Below are 17,060 nucleotides of genomic sequence, written 5' to 3'. Positions count from 1 at the left end.
CTCCAGCGGTTAGCCACTCAAAAGGGGTGTCATTCTCCAGATCAAACGGGCATCTGCTCGATGACACGCCGCTTGGACCCCTAGGATTCCCTCTATCACCTCACCGGTCTCATTCGACAGGAACCCCATGAGCGACACTTCCCCCTACGGCTTCGAGCTTGTGCGGCGTGGGTACGACCGCGCTCAGGTGGACGAACGTATCTCCAAGCTCGTCTCCGACCGTGACAGCGCTCTTGCCCGTATCACTGCTCTGGAAAAGCGCATCGAGGAGCTGCACCTCGAGACGCAGAACGCCCAGGCCCAGGTCGCCGACGCCGAGCCGTCGTACGCCGGTCTCGGTGCCCGCGTCGAGAAGATCCTCCGCCTCGCCGAGGAGGAGGCGAAGGACCTGCGCGAGGAGGCCCGTCGCGCGGCCGAGCAGCACCGCGAGCTCGCCGAGTCCGCCGCCCAGCAGGTGCGCAACGACGCCGAGTCGTTCGCGTCCGAGCGCAAGGCCAAGGCCGAGGACGAGGGCGTCCGGATCGTCGAGAAGGCCAAGGGCGAGGCGAACGCGCTGCGGGCCGAGGCCCAGAAGGACGCGCAGTCCAAGCGCGAGGAGGCCGACGCCCTCTTCGAGGAGACCCGCGCCAAGGCCGCCCAGGCCGCCGCGGACTTCGAGACGAACCTCGCCAAGCGCCGCGAGCAGTCCGAGCGCGACCTGGCGTCGCGTCAGGCCAAGGCGGAGAAGCGCCTCGCGGAGATCGAGCACCGTGCGGAGCAGCTGCGCCTGGAGGCGGAGAAGCTGCGCACCGACGCCGAGCGCCGTGCCCGCCAGACGGTGGAGACGGCCCAGCGTCAGGCCGAGGACATCGTCGCGGACGCGAACGCCAAGGCGGACCGCATCCGCTCGGAGTCCGAGCGCGAGCTCGCGGCTCTGACGAACCGCCGCGACTCCATCAACGCGCAGCTCACCAACGTGCGCGAGATGCTGGCGACGCTCACCGGTGCGGCCGTGGCCGCCGCCGGTACGCCCGCCGACGACGAGCCGGTCTCGCGCGGCGTCCCCGCGCAGCAGACCCGCTGAGCTCGTAGGGCTGCTGCCGGTCGGCCGAGGCCGACCGCGCGGTTCCCCGTGCCCCTCCGCGGGCACCCGGCCCCTTGCCGCTCCGGTGGCAGGGGGCTTTGTCCCGTTTTAGCGTTGCTGCATGATCGAGCTCGAGGGGCTGACCAAGCGGTACGGCGAGAAGGTGGCCGTCAACAACCTGACGTTCACCGTGCGCCCCGGCATCGTCACCGGCTTCCTCGGCCCCAACGGCGCGGGGAAGTCCACGACCATGCGCATGCTGCTCGGGCTCGACAACCCGTCGGCGGGCGCGGTCCGCATCGACGGCAAGCAGTACGCGCAGCTGAAGGACCCGCTGAAGTACATCGGCGCGCTCCTCGACGCCAAGGCGATGCACGGCGGCCGCAGCGCCTTCAACCACCTGCTCTGCCTCGCGCAGAGCAACGGCATCCCGCGCGCCCGCGTCACCGAGGTCCTCGACACCGTCGGTCTGACCGCCGTCGCGAAGAAGAAGGCCAAGGGCTTCTCGCTCGGCATGGGCCAGCGCCTGGGCATCGCGGGCGCGCTGCTCGGCGACCCCGAGATCCTGATGTTCGACGAGCCGGTCAACGGTCTCGACCCCGAGGGCATCCACTGGATCCGGAACCTGATGAAGTCCCTCGCCGCCCAGGGGCGCACGGTCTTCGTCTCCTCGCACCTGATGAGCGAGATGGCCCTCACCGCCGACCACTTGGTCGTCATCGGCCAGGGCCGGCTGCTCGCCGACACCTCGATGTCGGACTTCATCCGGCAGAACTCCCGGTCGTACGTGCGGCTGCGCTCCCCGCAGCGCGAGCGGCTGCTCGACGTGCTGCACGGGGCGGGCATCACCGCCGTCGAGGCCGGCAACGGCACGCTGGAGGTGGACGGCACCCCGGCCGAGGAGCTCGGCGAGCTCGCCGCGGGCCACCAGCTCGTGCTGCACGAACTGAGCCCCCAGCAGGCGTCACTGGAGGAGGCCTTCATGCAGCTGACCGCCGAGTCGGTCGAGTACCACGCGCACACCGACCACGACGGCGCCGCGCCGCCGCCCGTGCCGGGGGGCCCGGCTCCGGGAGGCCCGGCTCCGGGCGGTCCCGCGGCGGGCTGGGGCGAAGGCTGGCAGCAGCGGAAGGAGTCCTGAGCGATGGCCGCGACGCAGGTTCTGAGGTCGGAGTGGACCAAGATCCGCTCGGTCTCGTCGACCGTCTGGACGCTCGGCCTCGCCGTGGTCGTCACGATCGCGCTCGGCATGCTGATCAGCATCCTGTCCAAGAACGACTACGGCAGCCTGAGCACCGAGGACCGGCTGACCTTCGACCCGACGTACATCAGCTTCGCGGGGATGTCGCTCGGCCAGCTCGCGATGATCGTCTTCGGGGTGCTCGTCGTCTCGAACGAGTACAGCACCGGCATGATCCGCACCTCGCTCGCCGCGGTCCCGCAGCGCGCCACCTTCCTGTTCGGCAAGATCGCCGTCGCCACCCTGCTCGCGTTCGTGGTCGGCCTGGTGACCAGCTTCATCACGTTCTTCGTCGGGCAGGCGATGCTCGGCCAGTACAAGGCGCAGATCGGCGACCCCGGCGTGCTGCGCGCGGTCATCGGCGGTGCGCTGTACATGACGCTGATCGCGATGTTCTCGATGGGCGTCGCGGCGATGCTGCGCAGCCCGATGCTCTCGCTGGGCATCCTGATGCCGTTCTTCTTCCTGATCTCCAACATCCTCGGCAACGTCTCGGCCACCAAGAAGATCGGCCGCTTCCTGCCCGACCAGGCCGGCAGCAAGATCATGCAGGTCAAGTCGCCGTTCGACGACGACACCCCCTACGGGCCGTGGGGCGGGCTCGGGATCATGGTGGCCTGGGTCGTGGTGGTGCTGATCGGTGGGTACGTACTGCTGAAGAAGCGGGACGCGTGACGGCGGTGTCCCCGGGGACCTGACCCGCAGGACGCAGGGGGACGTGTGACGACGCAGGACCGCGGACTCGCGGCGCTCGGCCTCGACGGCGTGCCCGCCCTGCAGCCCCTCACCTATCCGGGCCTGCCGGTCACCGCGCCCTCGCTGCTGACCGGCGCCGAACTGCTGCCGCTGCACGCGCGCCCGGGCGGGCTCGGCGCCTGGACGGTGGACGGGATCACGGCCGGGGACCCGCTGGACGCCGTCCTCGGCCGGCTCGGACAGCCGCCCGTCGCCGGGCGCAGACCCGTGATCGCCGTCGGCTCGAACGCCTCCCCCGGCCAGCTCGCGTACAAGCTCACCCGCCTGGGCCTGCCCAGCGCCGTCCCGATGGTGCCCGTGCGGCTCTCGGGGATCGGCGTGGGCTGCTCCGCGCACATCGGCCGGGCGGGTTACGTGGCCGCCGCCCCCTACCCCGCCCCCGCGACCCGCGCCACGCTCGTCGTCTCCTGGCTCGACGCCACCCAGCTCGCCGCGGTCGACGCCACCGAGCTGCCCAACTACCGGCGCGTGCTGCTGCCCGGCGACGCCTACGGGATGACCCTGCCCTCCGGCGAGCGGCTCTTCGGGGCGTATGTCTACGTCAGCGCGCGGGGTGTCCTCGCCGACCCGCTCACCGGCCTGCCCCGGCCCGGCGGCGGCGACCAGGCGGCGCTCCTCGACGTACTGCTCGACGCCTCCCCGCGGCTGCGCGAGCTCCTCGGCCCCGACGCGGCGAGCTGGGTCCGGCGGGCCGCCGCCGACGCCGAACTGCGCGCGCGGGGCACCCTCCTGTTCGCCGAGGAGGGCTGGGTGCTGCCGTGGACGGAGCTGCCGCTGCCGCCCGGATGACCCCCCGGGGCCTTTTACCCGCTCTTGGCTGGAACCGTCAGCTCCCCGTTATCCTCCTAACCCTTACGGGGGCGTGTGCCCCGACGTCCTGAACCATTCGATGGGTGCGGAGAATGATCGAGGCAGTCGGCCTGACGAAGCGCTACGGCGACAAGACAGCCGTGTACAACCTTTCCTTCCAGGTGCGACCGGGTACCGTCACGGGCTTCCTCGGGCCGAACGGCTCGGGCAAGTCGACGACGATGCGCATGATCCTGGGGCTCGACGCGCCGACCTCCGGGCAGGTGACGATCGGCGGCTACCCGTACCGCAAGCTGCCGAACGCGCCGCGCCAGGTGGGTGCGCTCCTGGACGCCAAGGCCGTGCACGGCGGCCGGCACGCGCGCAACCACCTGCTCTGCCTCGCGCAGCTCTCCGGCATCCCGGCCCGCCGGGTCGACGAGGTGCTGGGCGTCGTGGGCCTGCAGGACGTGGCGAAGAAGCGCTCCAAGGGCTTCTCGCTCGGCATGGGCCAGCGGCTGGGCATCGCGGCGGCGCTCCTGGGCGACCCGCAGGTGCTGCTCTTCGACGAGCCGGTCAACGGCCTCGACCCGGAAGGCATCCTCTGGGTCCGCAACCTGATGAAGTCGCTCGCCGCCGAGGGACGCACGGTCTTCGTGTCGTCCCACCTGATGAGCGAGATGGCGCTGACCGCCGAGCACCTCGTCGTGATCGGCCGCGGCCAGCTCCTCGCGGACATGAGCGTCAAGGACTTCATCTCGCACAACTCCGCGGACTTCGCGCGGGTGCGGACCCCGGACACCGACCCGCAGCAGCGCGAGAAGCTGCTCGCCGCGCTGACCGAGGCGGGCGGCCAGGTGCTGCCCGAGCAGGACGGCGCGCTGCGCGTCACCGGCCTGCCGCTCCCCCGCATCAGCGACGTGGCGCACGGCGCCGACGTCCGCCTGTGGGAGCTCTCCCCGCACCAGGCCTCGCTGGAGGAGGCGTACATGCGGATGACGCAGGGCGCCGTCGACTACCGCTCCACGGTCGACCAGCGCGCGGGCTTCGAGCAGCCGCTGCCGCCCGGCGCGCTGCCGCAGGGCCAGCCCCCGGTGCCCGGCCAGGGCCAGCACGGCTGGTACGCCCCGCCGCCGCCCCAGCCCGGCGGACAGCCGTTCGCGATGCCGCAGCCGCACGGCGCGCCCGGCACGCCGAACCCGTACGCCACCGCCCCCCAGCAGGCCCCGGCAGCAGCCCCCGCGGCTCCCGCGGCCCCCGCCCCCGACATGACCAAGCGCGACAGCGAGGACTCCTGATGACCACGCCTGAGACTCCGCAGCAGCAGCCGCAGGCGCAGCCCCAGCAGGCGTACGCACCGGTGGGCGCCCCGATGCAGAGCGGTCCCGTGCCCGGTGCGCCCGCTCCGATGCCGGGGGCTCCGGTGGCGCCCGCGCCCGCCGCCCCCGCGCCGCCCTCCGCCTGGCAGCAGGCCATGGCCAACGCCTACACCTCGCCGATCCCGGTCAGGAAGACCCACCTCGGCAACGCCCTCTCCTCCGAGTGGACGAAGATCAAGTCGGTCCGTTCGACGATGTGGACGCTGGGCATCTTCCTGCTCCTGGTCGTCGGCATCGGCCTGCTGGCGGTGGCGAACACCGAGCCGCGCGACTACGCGGACATGCCCTTCACCGTCCCGGCCTTCTTCGGCCTGATGCTGGGCCAGATCTGCCTGATCACGCTCGGCGTGCTCGTCACCTCGTCCGAGTACGGCACGGGCATGATCCGTACGACGTTCACCGCGTCGCCGCAGCGCCACCGGGTGCTCACCGCGAAGATCATCATCTTCTTCGTGGTCGCCTTCGTCGTGTCCGCCGGCGCCATCCTGCTGGTGGGCCTGGCGGCCTCGGGCGCCAACAGCGGCCCGGAGGCGGGCGACGAGCCCTGGATGGGCACGGTCTTCAAGGGCGGTCTGTACGTCTCGCTGCTCGGTGTCCTCGCGCTCGCCGTCGGCTCCATGCTGCGGCACTCCGCGGGCGCCATCACCGCGATGCTCGGCGTCGTCCTGGTCCCCGCGATCCTGCCCGCGTTCCTGATGATCTGGGAGAGCACGCAGCCGCTCGGCGACAAGATGAACGACTACAACGCCATCACCGCGCTGGCCAAGGTCTTCGGCGCCGACGACACCGGTGGCGGCGGCGGCTCGCAGCTGGCACTGCTCGCCGTCGTCACGGCCGCCGCGGTGGCCGGCGCGTTCGCGCTCCTGGAGAAGCGCGACGTCTGACCGGCCTCAGTGCCTGGGCGCGTTACGGGACCGCTGCACCCGCGTGGTGCGGCGGTCCTTCGCGTTCCAGCAGGCCTTGTGCCAGTGCCTGCGCTCGTCGACGCCCGAGTGCTCGGGCCAGGCCACGACGTGCGCGAGCCCGGAGGGGATCTCCTGGTCGCAGCCCGGGCAGCGGTAGCGCTTGCCCGCCGCGCTCGCGCCCGCGACATGGCGCACGCTCCACTGCTCGCCCTGCCAGGTCTCGGCGCTCTGGAACCCGCCGTAACGGCCGGACGGTTCCGCGCCCTCGGACGCCTTCGACTCTCCGGCGCCCTTGGGGCGGTTGCGACGCGGGGACACGGAAACACCTCACGGGCTGTACGGCGGTCAGGGGTGCGACCAGCCTACGCGCCGCGCCGCGGGGTACTCGTCCCCTCCCGGTGCCGCCCGGCCCCCGTCGACCGCACGGAAAATCCAACAATCTTCATGCCAGGCCGTGCCTTTGGCACGTGTCACGCGTTATTGCCCGTAGGGGAGTGCCTGCGTCGCGCCAAGGAGGCAGGAGTTCGATGCGTGTAGGAAGTTTTGTACTGGCCGCCCAGTTCCCCGGACAGGGGCAGGGGGAGGCACTGCACCGTGCGGTGCGGTCCGCCGAGGTGGCCGAGGAGGCGGGTCTCGATGCGGTCTGGCTCGCCGAGCACCACTTCGTGCCGTACGGCACGTGCCCGTCGGCGGTGACCCTCGCGGCACTGATCCTCGGGCGGACGCGGCGGATCCGGGTCGGCACAGCCGTGAGCGTACTCCCGAGCGCGCACCCCGTGGCGCTCGGCGAGCAGGCCGCCCTGCTGCACCTGACGTCCGGCGGCCGGTTCTCGCTGGGCGTCGGCCGCGGCGGCCCGTGGGTGGACCTGGAGGTCTTCGGGGCCGGCCTGGAGGCGTACGAGAAGGGGTTCCCCGAATCCCTCGACCTGCTGCTGCGGTGGCTGACCGAGCCCCGGGTCGCGGGCCGGGGCGAGCGGTTCGCCTTCCGCGAGGTGGCGGTCGTGCCGCGCCCGCAGGAGGCCCTGAACGGCGGGGGCGACAGCGGTCCCGAGGTCGTCGTCGCCTGCACCTCGCCGTCCAGTGTGCGGCTCGCCGCGCAGCGGGGTCTGCCGATGCTGCTGGGCATGCATGTGGGCGACGAGGAGAAGGCCGAAATGGTGGCCTTGTGGAATCGCCACGCGCGTGCGTCGGGCCATCCGCCCGAGGCCGTCGCCACCGCCCCGCACGTCTCGGCCGGCGTCGCCCAGGTCGCCGACCGCCGCCTGGAGGCCGCGGAGACGCTGCAGAAGGCCATGCCGGGCTGGCTGAAGCAGGGGTTGGACGCCCATGTCACCGTCGACGGCCGGCATCGCGCCATGCGGGATCCGCTGGCCTACACCGAACTGCTCTGCGGGCTGCACCCCGTGGGGACCCCGCAGATGTGCGCCGACCGGCTCGCCGCCACCTCGGAGCGCACCGGCATCACGCGGTTCGCGCTGCTCGTGGAGGGCTCGGGCGACCTCGCGGCCACGGAGGAGAACGTACGCAGGCTGGGCGCCGAAGTGCTGCCCCAGCTCGGCTGAGACCCGCTGTCGTCCTGCGGAGCTGGAGCTGCCGCTCCGGACTGAAACACCTCCCGCGTACGGAGCGGCAGCAACAAACGTCAGCAGTCCCGCAGTTCGGGCGACTGGTTCAGCAGCTGCCCCCGGATCGAGGTGAAGCGTGCGAGCCGGTCGTCCACGGACGCATCAAGCGGGAACACCGCCACGCGGTGGCAGTTCTGGAAAGCCAGACGCACACCGAAGTGCCGCTGCAGCGCACCGCGAATCGCGTCACTCGCGAGCGCGCGCAGCAGCTGGCCACGTGCCTGCTCGTCCGGCGGCGGGGTCTGGTTGTCGGCGAACTCGCCGCCGTCGACCTTCAGCTGAGCCACCAGGGAGCTGATCATCTCCCATGCGTAAGGCAGGGAGGTCCGGACGCAGTCGACGAAAGCTGCTTCGTCGACCTCGCCTCGCTCGGCCTGTTCCAACAGTGCCGGTGAGACGTCGAGCGACATGGGTTCTCCTCTCGCACCCCCGCGGAACGGGGGCGTACGGACAGGGATGGAGTCCGCCTACGCAGCGTGCACGGATGACGACCTCTTGTCTTCTACGGTAGGCACCGGGCGGGGACCGCACCAGAAGGTTTGGCGCATAACCGGCCAGGATCGAACAGGCTCATCGACGGACAAGTCACACGCGGCGCGGGCCCTCCCGCGGGACGACCCCCGGCACACCGGGGCCGGTCGCCCCGGCGGGGCGGGCGAATCGCGTGCACCGCCCCGAGTCGAGTAGCGTTGCGCCCCATGCGTCTCGTCATTGCCCGATGCTCCGTGGACTACGCGGGCCGGCTCACCGCCCATCTCCCGTCGGCCCCCCGCCTGATCCTCGTGAAGGCGGACGGCAGCGTCTCCATCCACGCGGACGACAGGGCTTACAAACCGCTCAACTGGATGTCTCCGCCGTGCACCTTGAAGGAGGGCTCGGGGGACGACGCCGGTGTGTGGACCGTCGTGAACAAGGGGGGCGAGAAGCTCATCATCACGATGGAGGAGATCCTGCACGACTCCTCGCACGAGCTGGGCGTGGACCCCGGCCTCATCAAGGACGGCGTGGAAGCACACCTCCAGGAGCTGCTCGCCGACCGGATCGAGACGCTCGGCGAGGGCTACTCCCTCATCCGGCGCGAGTACATGACGGCGATCGGCCCGGTGGACATCCTCTGCCGGGACGCGGACGGCCAGACCGTCGCCGTCGAGATCAAGCGGCGCGGGGAGATCGACGGCGTCGAGCAACTCACGCGTTACCTCGAACTGTTGAACCGCGATCCGCACCTGGCGCCCGTCAGGGGCATCTTCGCCGCCCAGGAGATCAAGCCGCAGGCGCGGGTCCTCGCCACGGACCGGGGCATCGGCTGCGCCGTCCTGGACTACAACGCGCTGCGCGGCATCGAGGACGACAAGCTGCGGCTGTTCTGACGCCCGTACGGGGCGCACGGCCCCGTGGGCGGCAACACGGCACGGAAAGACGGCGGAGGGCCGGGTCCCGGTGGACCCGGCCCTCCGCCGTGTGCGTACGTCCCGTTCCCGGCGTTCGGTGTCAGGCCGCGGGTGCCTCGTCCGACCCGCTCGGGGAGTTCGCCGGGCGGCTCACCAGTTCGGAGCTGTCCGGGTCGGTCGGGGCCTCGCTCGACGGCGACGTCGACGGGGTCGTCGTGGGCGGCGAGGTCGGCGGGTCGGTCGGCGGCTTCGACGAGGGCTTCGTCGGCTTGTCGGTGGGCTCGGTGGGCTTCTCGCTCGGCTTCGTCGGCTTGCCGGAGGGCTCGGTGGGCGTGGCGGACGGCTTGTCCGACGGCTCCTCGCTGCCGCTCGGCGTGCCCGAGGGGGTGGCGCTGTCGCCGGGCGCCGGGTCGTCCGCGGTGTCGGGGACGCCGTCGTCGGCGCGGCTCGTGGTGTCCTGGCGCGGCTCGTCGGCGGTCAGGTCGTCGTCGCCCTGGTCGTCCGTCGCCGAGTGCTCGGTCGTGACCTTGTCGTTCGGCGGGTCGTTGCCGTCGGACGTGGCGCCGAGCGTGACGACGGTGCCGAGGACGGCGGCGAGCAGCGCGCCCGCGCCCGCCGCGACGAGGTTGCGCCGGGTGCCGTTGACGAGGGAGCGGCGGCCGGGCGCGGGGCCCTGTGCGAGGGGGGTGGCCGGGCCGGCGACGAGCGTGTCCGGCTCCGGGGGCGGCACGGGCAGCGCGAAGGCGGCCGGGACACCGCCGGGAGGCGACGCGGACTCCTCGTGGCGGGCGTCGGGCACCTCTTCGCCCGCGGCCGTGTGACCGGTGGGCAGCGCGCCGCCCGAGCGGTCGGCGACCAGCGCGAGGGCCCGGCGCCCGGAGATCATGCCGCGCTTGTCGGCGAGGGCGCCGCGCAGCCCGATGGAGGCCTCCAGCTCGGCGCGGGCCCGGTCGAGCCGTCCGCCGCAGAGCGCGAGGATGCCGAGCTCGTGGTGGAAGTACGCCTCCTCGGCGACCTCGCCGGCGTTGCGTGCCGCCTCCTGGCCGGAGCGCAGGGCGCGTTCCCAGGCGCCCCAGTCGAGTCCCCCGGCGAAGGCGGGCGCGGCGGTGCGGGCGAGCAGTACGGCGGCGCCGCTCTCCGTGGCGACGAGGGAGGCGAGGGCGGCCTGGACGGCGGCGGCCTCGGCGGCGACCCGCTCGGGGGTCACGGAGGGGTGTCCGGCCCACCAGGCGTAGTGCTGGGCGGCGGCCAGGGCGTGCTCGGGGGCCTGGTCCGCGTACCCGGCGGCGTCCAGCTGGGCGCGGACCCCGGCGGCCAGGCGGTAGTGCGCGCCGACCGCGGTGACCAGGGCGCAGCCGACCAGCTCGGCGAGGGCGGCGTCGGCGTGGGTGTCGCCGACGAGGGCGGGCAGGTGGGCCTGGTGGGGCAGTTCGCCGCCGAGGGCGACGGCGAACTTCAGGGTGGCGCGGGCGGACGGGCTCAGCCGGGCGGCGAGCAGCTCGGCGGGCGCGGCGCCGTCGGCGAGCGAGGGCAGCGGCACGTCGTGCCCGTCGGCGTCGAAGGACGCGTCGGCCGGGAGGTCGCCGAAGTAGCCGTGCTCCTCGAAGGCGTGCGGGTCGGCGCGCAGCTGGTCGCGCTGGCGGAGCAGGGCGCCGGCCTGGACGAAGCGCAGCGGCAGCCCCTCGGACTCGAACCAGAGGTCGCCCGCCCAGTTGGCCTCCTCGTCGTCGAGGACGCGGCCGACGGCGCGCTCCAGGAGCTCCAGGCTGCCGTTGCGGCCGAGTCCGCCGAGGAAGAGCTCTTCGAGGTGGGAGTCGGCGGAGGGGGCCGCGACGTCGGGGGTCGTGGCGATGAGGAACGCGCACTCGGGCGTCGCGTCGAGCAGTTCGTCGAGGCCGGTGCCGCCGAACTCCAGGTCGTCCAGGACGACGACGGCGCCGATCTCGTGGACGAGGTCGAGCAGCCGGCCGCGCTCGGGGCGGTGCAGCGGCGCGTCGTGGACGGCCGCGCAGAGGTCGTGGAGCAGTTCGGTGGGGGTCCTGCGGTAGCCGGAGAGGCGGACGACGCCGTCGGGCGCGAGGTCCGCGCAGTCGTCGGCGACGGCGTTCAGGAGCGAGGTGCGGCCCGATCCCGCGGGTCCGGTCAGGCGTACGGAGCGACCGCGCGCGAGGAGCCGTACGAGGCGCTCGCGCTCCTCCTGGCGCTCCAGGAGCGGCAGCCTGGGCAGCGCGGGGCCGGGCGGCACGGGCGGCATCGCGGCGCGGCGCAGCTCGGCGCGCCGGTCGGCGGTGCGCTTGGGGGGCGGGCCGGGCCGCTCGCCGGGCGGGCAGGGTTCGATCTCGCTGCCGTCGACGGGGTTGACGGTGAGCAGGAAGTCGCCGGAGACGAGCTGCACGGTGCGGGCCAGGGCGGGCGCGGGCTGGCCGTAGTCCGGGGTCAGCGGATCGCGCGGGCGCTGCGGTCGCGCCGGGGTGTCGGGATCGTCGCCACGGTGGTCGTGGCCGTACTCTTCGGGTCCCCGGTTCGTCGGGTCCATGGTCTTAGCCCCCCAGATGCGTCGCGTGCAGAGCCCCCTCCGGCCTTCGTGCACACTGCGCTGTCGCTTCTGGTCCGGTGCCCGTGCGGGTTCGTCATATCGGTGGGCGACCGAACCCTAGACCTTCGCTCAGTATCTACGAGAGGGCGGGGTGCGGCCCCGTCCGAGACGTCACAGGTTCGTGAGGATTGTGCGCGAGGTGCGATTCGGACTCTTCATACTCGGGGGAGCGATTCGACACCGATGCCGCCTTCGATGGCGAGGATCCGGTGGAGCCGGGTCGCCACGAGGAGGCGCTGCATCTGCGGCGGCACGTGGCGCAGGACGAGTCTGCGTCCGCACCGCCCGGCGCGCCGGTGCGCGCCCATGATCACGCCGAGGCCCGTGGCGTCCCACGAGTCGAGTTCGGACAGGTCGAGCACCAGGTCGCCGACGCCGTCGTCGACGGCCGAGTGCAGGACCGTGCGGGCGTCCGCCGCGCTGCGTACGTCGAGGCGTCCCCCGACGACCAGCTGGGCCTGGTCGCCCCTGATGTGCATATGCGCTCCCCGAGAGTGCTGTGTCGACTGTGGCGCCCGATACGTAAGGCGTCTGCGTATGTCACTGCAACTGACTGCCGCATGGGCAAGGAAGTTGCCGTCTGTAAGCGAACCGATACCGAATTCACTCCGAGGGGTGACCCGTAGGGCGCCAAAGAGCCCGACGGGTCGTCAGACGGCGTACGTCAGTGCTGGTTCAGTGCTTGTAGAACCCCTGCCCGCTCTTGCGTCCGATGTCACCGGCGTCAACCATCCGGCGCATCAGCTCCGGCGGCGCGAACTTCTCGTCCTGGGACTCCGTGTAGATGTTGCTCGTGGCGTGCAGCAGGATGTCGACGCCCGTCAGGTCGGCGGTCGCGAGCGGGCCCATGGCGTGGCCGAAGCCGAGCTTGCAGGCGATGTCGATGTCCTCGGCGGTGGCGACGCCGGACTCGTAGAGCTTGGCGGCCTCGACGACGAGCGCGGAGATCAGACGGGTCGTCACGAAGCCGGCGACGTCGCGGTTGACGACGATGCAGGTCTTGCCGACGGACTCGGCGAACTCGCGGGTGCGGGCGAGCGTTTCGTCGCTGGTCTTGTAGCCGCGCACGAGTTCGCAGAGCTGCATCATCGGGACCGGCGAGAAGAAGTGGGCGCCGACGACGCGCTCCGGGTGCTCCGTGACGGCCGCGATCTTGGTGATCGGGATGGCGGAGGTGTTGGAGGCGAGGACGGCGTCGTCGCGCACGAGCTTGTCGAGCGTGCGGAAGATCTCGTGCTTGACCTCGAGCTTCTCGAAGACGGCCTCGACGACGATGTCGGCGTCGGCGACGGCGTCCAGGTCGGTGGTCGTGGTGATGCGGGCGAGCGCGGCTTCGGCGTCGTCGGCGGCGAGCTTGCCCTTGCCGACGAACTTGTCGTACGACGCCTTGATGCCGTCGGTGCCACGGGTCAGCGCCTCGTCGGTGACGTCGCGCAGGACGACGTCCCAGCCCGCCTGGGCGGAGACCTGAGCGATGCCGGACCCCATGAGTCCGGCTCCGATGACGGCGAGCTTCCGTGCCACTGTTACGACTCCCCTGCCGGTGTTCAAGCTTGGCTTACACGCTGTTTACGTATGCCTCTTCGGCGCACGTTAGCGCCCGGGGCCGCACCTGTGGCGGTGAAGAGATGCGCGTCACGCCCGCCCGTCACCCGGGTACCGCCCCGCGACGAGGGGCTTTGGGGCCGAAGTGCCGTCCCCAATGACGGACATCACACCGGCGGGCGTCATCCGGCGGCGCGCACCGCGTAGTTGAGGACCTTCCGGCTCAGCAGCTCCTCCATCTCGTCGAGCAGCGCCAGGGCCTCCCGGGAGACCTCGGCGGGTTCGCGGCGCCGGGACATCTCGGTGCCGATCCACGCCATGAGCGTGCTGTGCACCCAGGAGAGCTGGCCCGCCATCAGTCCGGGCAGCGGATCGCCGTCGGCCGCGCCGGTCTCCTCGGCGAGGGTGACGGTGAGCCGGTCCAGGGCCTCCTGCTGGATCGCCCAGAGGCGGGAGCGCAGGGCGTGCGCGTCGGTGATGACCTTCATGAAGTCGGCCCAGCCGGGGAAGAGCCCGACGGTCGGCGAGACGGCCTCCACGTCGGCGCGCAGTTCGCGCAGGACGGCGTCGGCGGCGGACTCGCCCTCGCGGCGCCCGCGCACATGACGGGCGAGGCGGTCGACGACGTCGCCGCCCCGGTCGAGGAAGAGGTCCTCCTTGGCCGGGAAGTAGTTGTAGACCGTGTTGACCGAGACGTCCGCGGCGTCGGCGACCTCCGCGACGGTCACCGTGACGAAGCCGTGCTCGAGGAAGAGCCCGGTCGCGATGTCCGAGATCCGCTGCTTGGTCTGCCGTTTCTTGCGCTCTCTGAGCCCCTCAGCCATGGCCTCATCGTAGGCCGCTCCCTAGGACGCCTGAAAACTTGGCTCCACACCACAACTTGGTGCCACGCCAAAAGTTCGCTCCACTTCAAAACTTGGTGGCATTGCAAAATTTCAGAGACTCTGTTTTTGTGGTCGCCATGGCCATCATCAGCACCGCCGGGCTCGCCCGGACCTTCCCGACCAAGAGCGGTCCCGTCGAGGCCGTCCGCGGCATCGACCTGCGCGTCGAACCCGGCGAGATCGTCGGCCTCCTCGGGCCGAACGGCGCGGGCAAGACCACCACCCTGCGCATGCTGACCACGCTGCTCCCGCCCACCGGCGGCGCCGCCACCGTCGCGGGCCACGACCTCACCCGGGACCCCGCGGGCGTCCGGCGCCGCATCGGGTACGTCGCCCAGTCCGGCGGCGTCGACCTGAGCATGTCCGTACGCGAGGAGCTGGTCACCCAGGGCCGGCTCTACCGCCTGCCGAAGGCCGAGGCCGTCGCCCGCGCCGGGGAACTGGCCCGTGACCTCGGCCTGACCGAGCTCCTGGAGCGGCCCTGCGCGGCGCTCTCCGGCGGCCAGCGCAGGCGGCTCGACCTCGCCCTGGGCCTCACCCACCGGCCCGCGCTGCTCCTGCTCGACGAGCCGACCACCGGTCTGGACCCGGGCAGCCGCGCCGACCTGTGGCGCCTGGTGCGCGCACTGCGCGACGAGCACGGCACGACGGTCGTCCTCACCACGCACTACCTCGACGAGGCCGACGCGCTCTGCGACCGCCTGGTCGTCGTCGACCGGGGCGAGGTGGTCGCCGAGGGCACGCCGAGCGCGCTCAAGCTCCGCCACGGCGGCTCGCCCGACGCGACGCTGCAGGACGCCTTCCTCGCCATCACCGGCCGCGCCATCACTCCCGCGCACACTCCCCCGGTCGCCGTCTGACCCGCCCCAGCCGCCCCTCTCGAACCCGGGACCCCGTCATGCCCGCACTGCTCTCCGACACCGCGCTGATCTTCGGGCGGTACGCCCGGCAGACCCTGCGCTCCACCTTCCAGATCCTCTTCGGCGTCCTGACGCCCCTGCTCTACCTGCTCTTCTTCGGCCCGCTGCTCACCGGTCTGCCGCTCGGCTCGCGGGGCGACTCCTGGCAGGTGCTCGTGCCCGGCCTGCTGCTCCAGCTCGGCCTGTTCGGCGCCACGTTCAGCGGCTTCGCGCTCATCATCGAGAAACAGTTCGGGGTGGTCGAGCGAATGCGGGTGACGCCCGTCAGCCGCCTCGCGCTGCTGCTCGGACGGATCCTGCGCGACGCGGCGCTCTTCGTCTTCCAGGCCGTGCTGCTGGTGCTCGCCGCGCTGGTCATGGGCCTGCGGGCACCGCTCGGCGGCATCCTCATCGGCTTCGCGTTCGTGGCGCTGCTGACCGCGGGGCTCGCCTCCCTCTCGTACGCGCTGGCCCTGAAGGTCGACAAGCCGCACGAGTTCGGCCCCGCCGTGAACGCGGTGAGCCTGCCCTCGATGCTGCTCTCCGGCCTGATGCTGCCGATGGCGCTCGCCCCCGCCTGGCTGGACGTGCTCTCCCACTTCATGCCGTTCCGCTATCTCGTCGACGCGGTACGGGCGGGATACGTCGGCCAGTACGCGTCCACGGCCATGCTGTACGGCGTCCTGGCGGCCCTCGGATTCGTGCTGCTGTCCGTGACGGTGGGCACACGTGTCTTCCGGCGGGCCGGAGCCTAACTACGCTGGCCGCATGGTCAATCTGACGCGCATCTACACCAGGACCGGCGACCAGGGCACGACGGCCCTCGGGGACATGAGCCGCACCGCCAAGACCGATCTGCGGATCGCGGCGTACGCCGACGCCAACGAGGCCAACGCCGCGATCGGCACGGCCGTCGCCCTCGGACAGCTCGCGCCGGAGGTCGTCGAGGTCCTGGTCCGGGTCCAGAACGACCTCTTCGACGTGGGCGCCGACCTCTCCACCCCCGTCGTCGAGGACCCCAAGTACCCGCCGCTGCGCGTCGAGCAGGCCTACATCGACAAGCTGGAGGCGGACTGCGACCGCTTCCTGGCGGACCTGGAGAAGCTCCGCAGCTTCATCCTGCCGGGCGGCACCCCGGGCGCGGCGCTGCTGCACCAGGCGTGCACGGTGGTGCGGCGGGCCGAGCGGTCGACCTGGGCGGCCTTCGAGACCCACGGCGACCTCATGAACCCCCTGACCGCCACCTACCTCAACCGCCTCTCCGACCTCCTGTTCATCCTGGCCCGTACGGCGAACAAGGAGGTCGGCGACGTGCTGTGGGTCCCGGGCGGCGAGCGCTAGCGCTCAGCGCCCGGTCAGGTGCTTCTCGCGGTCCCGGGCCGGCCCGTCCGACGTGCCGGGCGGGGCCTTCTTCGGGAACAGGGTGTAGCTGAGCGCGATGAGGCCGTGGATGCCGGCCGCGCGCCAGGCCGTGTACATCCAGCCGCGCAGGGACGCCGTGCCGTCCGGGTCGTCGACGTACCACATGGCGATCAGCAGCAGGGCGCTCGCCACCGCGGCCGCCACGACGGTGCCGAGCCAGACCTTCGCCTCGTGCCGGGCGCGGGGGCGGCCGTAGCGCGGCGGGCGCGGCAGCGGCGTGCCCCGCAGGCGGTGCGCGGCGTGGCCGTCGAGCCACCGCACCGTGCGGTGGCCGTGGCCGACGGTGTAGCCGATGTAGACCGCGGCGAGACCGTGCTTCCAGCTCGGGTCGGCGCCGTTCTTGAGGTCGACCGCGGTCACCACCAGGAGCAGGACCTCCAGCAGCGGCTCGCACAGCAGGATCGCGACCCCCAGGCGCGGCATCCGCAGCAGGTAGCGGGTGGCGAGGCCCGCGGCCAGCAGCACCCAGAAGCCGATCTCGCAGATGACGATCAGTGTGACGATCACGGCGTGCTCCTCCGGCTCGGTTCCCCGCTCACCCTTCGAGCCTCCCGTCGCACCGGCCC

The 17,060-nt window shown here is 72.1% G+C and carries 18 protein-coding genes; 11 read left to right on the top strand and 7 right to left on the bottom strand.

Annotated features, from left to right (window positions below; translation table 11 throughout):
* Positions 1-127 precede the first annotated feature (127 nt).
* The 6 genes from ACFYXE_RS05160 (at position 128) to ACFYXE_RS05135 (ending at position 6,111) form a co-directional block, all read left to right on the top strand.
* Positions 128-1,063 (top strand): cellulose-binding protein, encoded by a 936-nt coding sequence (locus tag ACFYXE_RS05160; protein WP_030789382.1) that lies wholly within the window; start codon positions 128-130, stop codon positions 1,061-1,063.
* Between the two features lie 121 nt (positions 1,064-1,184).
* Complete coding sequence (locus ACFYXE_RS05155) at positions 1,185-2,204, top strand: ABC transporter ATP-binding protein (RefSeq protein ID WP_389308940.1); 1,020 nt, start codon at positions 1,185-1,187, stop codon at positions 2,202-2,204.
* Between the two features lie 3 nt (positions 2,205-2,207).
* Positions 2,208-2,978, top strand: a complete 771-nt coding sequence (locus tag ACFYXE_RS05150) for an ABC transporter permease subunit (RefSeq protein ID WP_389308938.1) — start codon at positions 2,208-2,210, stop codon at positions 2,976-2,978.
* 45 nt (positions 2,979-3,023) lie between these two features.
* Complete coding sequence (locus ACFYXE_RS05145) at positions 3,024-3,848, top strand: hypothetical protein (RefSeq protein ID WP_389308936.1); 825 nt, start codon at positions 3,024-3,026, stop codon at positions 3,846-3,848.
* Between the two features lie 113 nt (positions 3,849-3,961).
* Entirely contained in the window at positions 3,962-5,146 is a 1,185-nt protein-coding gene (locus tag ACFYXE_RS05140) for an ABC transporter ATP-binding protein (RefSeq protein ID WP_389308934.1), read from the top strand.
* A 110-nt stretch (positions 5,147-5,256) separates the two neighbouring features.
* Positions 5,257-6,111, top strand: coding sequence for an ABC transporter permease (locus tag ACFYXE_RS05135; RefSeq protein WP_389309550.1), 855 nt, complete (start codon positions 5,257-5,259; stop codon positions 6,109-6,111).
* 6 nt (positions 6,112-6,117) lie between these two features.
* On the opposite strand, the gene ACFYXE_RS05130 is transcribed toward ACFYXE_RS05135, so the two are convergent.
* Positions 6,118-6,450, bottom strand: coding sequence for an ATP/GTP-binding protein (locus tag ACFYXE_RS05130; protein WP_361180528.1), 333 nt, complete (start codon positions 6,448-6,450; stop codon positions 6,118-6,120).
* A gap of 209 nt (positions 6,451-6,659) precedes the next feature.
* Here ACFYXE_RS05130 and ACFYXE_RS05125 point away from each other — a divergent pair, with 209 nt between their 5' ends.
* Complete coding sequence (locus ACFYXE_RS05125) at positions 6,660-7,694, top strand: LLM class flavin-dependent oxidoreductase (protein WP_389308932.1); 1,035 nt, start codon at positions 6,660-6,662, stop codon at positions 7,692-7,694.
* A gap of 80 nt (positions 7,695-7,774) precedes the next feature.
* On the opposite strand, the gene ACFYXE_RS05120 is transcribed toward ACFYXE_RS05125, so the two are convergent.
* Positions 7,775-8,167 (bottom strand): SCO5389 family protein, encoded by a 393-nt coding sequence (locus ACFYXE_RS05120; RefSeq protein ID WP_361180531.1) that lies wholly within the window; start codon positions 8,165-8,167, stop codon positions 7,775-7,777.
* A gap of 288 nt (positions 8,168-8,455) precedes the next feature.
* On the opposite strand from ACFYXE_RS05120, the gene nucS reads away from it, so the two are divergent.
* Entirely contained in the window at positions 8,456-9,127 is a 672-nt protein-coding gene (nucS, locus tag ACFYXE_RS05115) for an endonuclease NucS (RefSeq protein ID WP_361180533.1), read from the top strand.
* A gap of 121 nt (positions 9,128-9,248) precedes the next feature.
* Here nucS and ACFYXE_RS05110 read toward each other — a convergent pair whose 3' ends face one another.
* The 4 genes from ACFYXE_RS05110 to ACFYXE_RS05095 form a co-directional block, all read right to left on the bottom strand.
* On the bottom strand, positions 9,249-11,684 hold the full coding sequence (locus ACFYXE_RS05110) for an ATP-binding protein (RefSeq protein WP_389308929.1): 2,436 nt from the start codon (positions 11,682-11,684) through the stop codon (positions 9,249-9,251).
* A 215-nt stretch (positions 11,685-11,899) separates the two neighbouring features.
* A complete protein-coding gene (locus ACFYXE_RS05105; protein ID WP_150172293.1) occupies positions 11,900-12,223 on the bottom strand; it encodes an STAS domain-containing protein in 324 nt (107 codons plus the stop codon).
* A 196-nt stretch (positions 12,224-12,419) separates the two neighbouring features.
* Entirely contained in the window at positions 12,420-13,268 is an 849-nt protein-coding gene (locus tag ACFYXE_RS05100; RefSeq protein ID WP_389308926.1) for a 3-hydroxyacyl-CoA dehydrogenase family protein, read from the bottom strand.
* Between the two features lie 203 nt (positions 13,269-13,471).
* A complete protein-coding gene (locus tag ACFYXE_RS05095; RefSeq protein ID WP_389308924.1) occupies positions 13,472-14,113 on the bottom strand; it encodes a TetR/AcrR family transcriptional regulator in 642 nt (213 codons plus the stop codon).
* Positions 14,114-14,250: 137 nt separating this feature from the next.
* Here ACFYXE_RS05095 and ACFYXE_RS05090 point away from each other — a divergent pair, with 137 nt between their 5' ends.
* From ACFYXE_RS05090 to ACFYXE_RS05080, 3 genes are read left to right on the top strand one after another with little or no spacing between them, the layout of a single operon-like run.
* The gene (locus tag ACFYXE_RS05090; RefSeq protein ID WP_389308921.1) at positions 14,251-15,033 is read left to right on the top strand and encodes an ABC transporter ATP-binding protein; all 783 of its coding nucleotides are present in this window, start codon (positions 14,251-14,253) and stop codon (positions 15,031-15,033) included.
* A gap of 38 nt (positions 15,034-15,071) precedes the next feature.
* The gene (locus ACFYXE_RS05085) at positions 15,072-15,827 is read left to right on the top strand and encodes an ABC transporter permease (protein WP_361181310.1); all 756 of its coding nucleotides are present in this window, start codon (positions 15,072-15,074) and stop codon (positions 15,825-15,827) included.
* A gap of 13 nt (positions 15,828-15,840) precedes the next feature.
* Positions 15,841-16,413 (top strand): cob(I)yrinic acid a,c-diamide adenosyltransferase, encoded by a 573-nt coding sequence (locus ACFYXE_RS05080; protein WP_389308919.1) that lies wholly within the window; start codon positions 15,841-15,843, stop codon positions 16,411-16,413.
* A 3-nt stretch (positions 16,414-16,416) separates the two neighbouring features.
* On the opposite strand, the gene ACFYXE_RS05075 is transcribed toward ACFYXE_RS05080, so the two are convergent.
* Positions 16,417-17,001: a hypothetical protein gene (locus ACFYXE_RS05075; RefSeq protein WP_389308917.1), complete on the bottom strand. Its 585-nt coding sequence runs from the start codon at positions 16,999-17,001 to the stop codon at positions 16,417-16,419.
* Positions 17,002-17,060 lie beyond the last annotated feature (59 nt).

The organism is Streptomyces sp. NPDC002564 (genome assembly GCF_042889645.1).
Taxonomy (GTDB): Bacteria; Actinomycetota; Actinomycetes; order Streptomycetales; family Streptomycetaceae; genus Streptomyces.
This window is presented reverse-complemented; position numbering and strand designations above follow the sequence as displayed.

Coding starts and splice junctions, on each gene's coding strand:
- ACFYXE_RS05160 (WP_030789382.1), top strand. CDS start 128: ATGAGCGACACTTCCCCCTACGGCTTCGAGCTTGTGCGGCGTGGGTAC.
- ACFYXE_RS05155 (WP_389308940.1), top strand. CDS start 1,185: ATGATCGAGCTCGAGGGGCTGACCAAGCGGTACGGCGAGAAGGTGGCC.
- ACFYXE_RS05150 (WP_389308938.1), top strand. CDS start 2,208: ATGGCCGCGACGCAGGTTCTGAGGTCGGAGTGGACCAAGATCCGCTCG.
- ACFYXE_RS05140 (WP_389308934.1), top strand. CDS start 3,962: ATGATCGAGGCAGTCGGCCTGACGAAGCGCTACGGCGACAAGACAGCC.
- ACFYXE_RS05135 (WP_389309550.1), top strand. CDS start 5,257: ATGCCGGGGGCTCCGGTGGCGCCCGCGCCCGCCGCCCCCGCGCCGCCC.
- ACFYXE_RS05125 (WP_389308932.1), top strand. CDS start 6,660: ATGCGTGTAGGAAGTTTTGTACTGGCCGCCCAGTTCCCCGGACAGGGG.
- ACFYXE_RS05120 (WP_361180531.1), bottom strand. CDS start 8,167: ATGTCGCTCGACGTCTCACCGGCACTGTTGGAACAGGCCGAGCGAGGC.
- nucS (WP_361180533.1), top strand. CDS start 8,456: ATGCGTCTCGTCATTGCCCGATGCTCCGTGGACTACGCGGGCCGGCTC.
- ACFYXE_RS05110 (WP_389308929.1), bottom strand. CDS start 11,684: ATGGACCCGACGAACCGGGGACCCGAAGAGTACGGCCACGACCACCGT.
- ACFYXE_RS05105 (WP_150172293.1), bottom strand. CDS start 12,223: ATGCACATCAGGGGCGACCAGGCCCAGCTGGTCGTCGGGGGACGCCTC.
- ACFYXE_RS05095 (WP_389308924.1), bottom strand. CDS start 14,113: ATGGCTGAGGGGCTCAGAGAGCGCAAGAAACGGCAGACCAAGCAGCGG.
- ACFYXE_RS05090 (WP_389308921.1), top strand. CDS start 14,251: ATGGCCATCATCAGCACCGCCGGGCTCGCCCGGACCTTCCCGACCAAG.
- ACFYXE_RS05085 (WP_361181310.1), top strand. CDS start 15,072: ATGCCCGCACTGCTCTCCGACACCGCGCTGATCTTCGGGCGGTACGCC.
- ACFYXE_RS05080 (WP_389308919.1), top strand. CDS start 15,841: ATGGTCAATCTGACGCGCATCTACACCAGGACCGGCGACCAGGGCACG.